Genomic DNA, 3,378 nt, shown 5'->3' with positions numbered 1-3,378 from the left:
CCCGCCGGCTCCCCGGTGAAGGCGACCGGCGCCGCGTCCGCCGTTCCGGCACCGAAGACGGTGAACAGGGCGGACGCGGCGAGCAGGCTCGCGCCCACCGGGACCAGGCCCAGGCCGACCAGCAGGCCCTCCGCCGGGACCAGTCCCGACTCGAAGCCCGCGCAGACCGTGCAGTCGCGGACGTGGCGGGCGATGCGCTTGCGCCACAGCGCGGAGGGGACCGCGTCCCAGGGCGCGACCACGTCGTCGAGGAGGACGCAGCGCGGGTGGGCGGCCAGTGCCCGCACCACCAGCCGGGCCGTCTCCAGCTGCGCCTTCATCCGCTGCACCCGCACCGCCGTGTGCTGCGGTGACAGCTCCAGCGCGGCCGCCACCTCCGCCCGCGTCAGCTCGCCCGCCGCCTCCAGCCACCACAGCGACAGCAGCGCCTGGTCGTCGGGGTCCAGCCAGCGGGTGGCCTCGGCGGCCTCACGCCGCTGGCCCTCCAGGCCGAGCCGGACGATCGTCAGGTCCACGAAGTCGGCGCCCGGGTCGGCGACGTCGTATGCGTCGTGCAGCGCCGAACTGGCCGGAGCCGTACGGTGATCGCGCCAGTGGTGGCGGAGCTGGTTCATGGTGATGGCGACCAGCCAGGAGCGGAATCCGCCCGGATCCTTCAGCGAGGTCAGCGCGGCGAGGGCGCGGAGCATGGTCTCCTGCACCACGTCGTCGACGTCCGGGTGCCCGTTCAGCGCCCGGCCCACGATGTTGTAGACCAACGGGAGGTGCGCGGAGACGAGTTCGTCCTGTGCGCGCATGTCGCCGCGCTGTGCCGCCTCGACCGTCTCCCTGCCGGGTCCGCTGTTCGCTGCCACGCTCGTCCACGCTCCTTCTCGGTCCTGGTCGTACTGCCCTGGCCTGTCACGAGAGGAGAGCCACCGCTCCGGGCCGGATAACAGAAAGCGGGGAACCCGCCCGTGCGGGCGTCATTCCAGTACGTGCCGCAGATACGTCCCGGGGTCGGCGAGGTAGCGGCGCCAGTGGTCGACCAGGGCGAGGTCCTGCCAGGGGGTGCGGCGCATGCCGTGGTCGCCGACCTCGACGATGTCCGCGCCGGGCAGCGCGGTCAGCAGCGGGGAGTGGGTGGCGCAGATGACCTGCGCCCCGGAGGCCGTCAACTGGTCGATGTGGCCGAGCAGTTCGAGGCAGGAGGAGAAGGACAGGGCCGCTTCCGGCTCGTCCAGGACGTACAGGCCCGGGCGGAGGAACTTACCGCGGAACGCCGCGAGGAAGCCCTCGCCGTGACTGCGCCCGTCAGGGTCGAGGCCCTCCCGGCCGAGGGCGTCGAGGGCCGTCTCGGCGCGCAGGAAGAAGCCCTGCCGGGCGGACCAGGAGGTGAGCATCCGGCGGCCTCCGGGCGCCGCGTCGAAGCGGACATGCTCGCCGAGGACGGACTTGGCGCGGTGGCTCGCGTAACGCCACTCGTGGGAGCCGCCCCAGGGGTCCAGGCCGAAGCCCTCGGCGAGGGCCTCGACCAGGGTGGACTTGCCCGATCCGTTCTCACCGACGACGAAGGTCACCGGCGCGGTGAAGCGGAGTCCGGCGTCCAGGAGTTCGCGTACGCAGGGGACCGACCAGGGCCACTCCCCCGGGTCGTACGAGCCCGCGTGTGCGTACGCACGTTCGATGATCACGGGCCCGAGTCTCCCACGAGGGGGGTGCCGGGGTCAGTTCCCCGCGCGGAACTCCGGCGGTGATCCGCCCCTCACTCCCGGCCGTGGGGGCGATCCGCTCACCCCTCGCCCCGGCACGTGGGAGGCGATCCGCTCACCCCTCGCCCCGGCACGTGGGAGGCGATCCGCTCACCCCTCGCTCCACGCCGTACTGTGATCCGCTCACCCCTCACTTCGTGCCGACGGTCCGCAGTACCGTCAGCACCATCGTCCGCGCCGCCCGCACGGTCTCCCGCAGGGAGACGTGCTCGCGCGCGCTGTGGGCGACCGCGATGTCTCCGGGGCCGTACTGCAGCGTGGGAATGCCGGCACCGGTGTAGTGCCGCAGGTCGCTGCCGTACGTGGCCCCGCGCACCCTCGGTTGCGGGCCGCCGCCCGCCGCGTCCGCGGACGCCGCCTGGACCACGTCCGCGAAGGCGTGCCCCTCGGGCAGCCGGCCGCTCGCGAACTGTCCGCCCGGCCAGCTCACCGTCGCCGGATGGTCGCGCAGCCAGGGATCGGCGGCACACGCCTCGGCCACGCACCGCTCCAGCGCGGCGCGCGCCCGTTCCGGTTCCTCGCCGAGCCGCACGCCGAACCGGCCCTCCGCGACCAGCAGATCGGGCACGCTGCTCGCCCAGTCCCCGGCCCGCAGCATCCCCACGGACAGCCCGTACGGGATCGGGTACTCGGCGAGCAGCGGGTCCGGGTCCCGGTTCCGTTCGGTCTCCAGCGCGGCCAGCGCCCGGTGCAGCGGCAGGTACGCGTCCACGGCGCTGACTCCCCGCTCCCGGGCGCTGCCGTGCGCCGCCCTGCCGGGCACGGCGATGCGGAACGTCAGCGCGCCCGCGTTGGCGGTGATCAGAGTGCCGGCGGTCGGCTCGGCGATCACACACGCGTCGCCGCGGTGCCCGCGCCGCAGGGTGCCGAAGGCGCCGAGTCCGCCGTCCTCCTCACCGACGACGAAGTGCGCGGCGACCCGGCCGCGCAGGCGTGTCCCGGACGTCCGTATCGCGGCCAGCGCGGCGAGGTGCGCCGCGAGCCCGGCCTTCATGTCACACGCCCCGCGCCCGTGCACGAGGTCCCCGGCCACCCGGGGCACGAACGGGTCCCCGTCCCACGCGCCGAGGTCGCCCGGCGGTACGACGTCGACATGGCCCTGGAGGATCAGGGTGGGCCCGTCGCCCCCGTCGGGAGTGGTCCCGACCAGCCCCCATGCCTCCTCGCGCGGCGACTCCGTACCCGGGAAGTCCGGGTCGGCGCGCAGCGCGGGCAGATCCAGCGGCCACAGGTCGACGTCCAGTCCCAGCCACTCCAGCCGCCCGGCCAGCTGGTGCTGGAGCTCCGACTCCGCGGCGCTCCCGGTCACGCTCGGTACCCCGATCAGCTCCAGCAGCGTCCGCCCCAGAGCCTCCTCGTCGACCGCCGCCAGCGCGGCCGCCTCCTCGTCCGTCAGCACGCCTGCCCTCCCCTCGCCCGGGGGACGACAGCCGACCGCCCCCGCATGCATACCTGCGCAGCTACGGGACCCCCTACGCCTCCAACGCGGGCTTCCTGCCCTGCCGGTGCAGGCCCGCGGTCCTGTGGGCCGCGGTCCCGGGGTGCCCGGGGCCCGGCGGACCGGCGGCCGTTCCTTCCGCAGCGGTGTCGGTGCGGGCCGGGGGGTGTCCGCGCGGCCCGGCGCAGA

3 protein-coding genes are annotated in these 3,378 nt (G+C 74.8%); all 3 read right to left on the bottom strand.

The window, feature by feature from the left end:
- The coding region (locus B9S61_RS19190) for a sigma-70 family RNA polymerase sigma factor (RefSeq protein WP_258039741.1) at positions 1-797 on the bottom strand (797 nt) is incomplete at its 3' end.
- Between the two features lie 168 nt (positions 798-965).
- Positions 966-1,673 carry an AAA family ATPase gene (locus tag B9S61_RS19185; RefSeq protein WP_103543373.1) on the bottom strand — a complete coding sequence of 236 codons (708 nt, stop codon included), beginning with the start codon at positions 1,671-1,673 and terminating at the stop codon, positions 966-968.
- Between the two features lie 208 nt (positions 1,674-1,881).
- A complete protein-coding gene (locus B9S61_RS19180) occupies positions 1,882-3,150 on the bottom strand; it encodes an ArgE/DapE family deacylase (RefSeq protein WP_258039740.1) in 1,269 nt (422 codons plus the stop codon).
- Positions 3,151-3,378 lie beyond the last annotated feature (228 nt).

Origin of the sequence: Streptomyces sp. SM1, assembly GCF_002910825.1 — a bacterium.
Lineage (GTDB): Bacteria > Actinomycetota > Actinomycetes > Streptomycetales > Streptomycetaceae > Streptomyces > Streptomyces okerensis.
The sequence above is the reverse complement of the archived record's forward strand: the minus strand, read 5'-3'. Positions and strand labels throughout refer to the sequence as shown.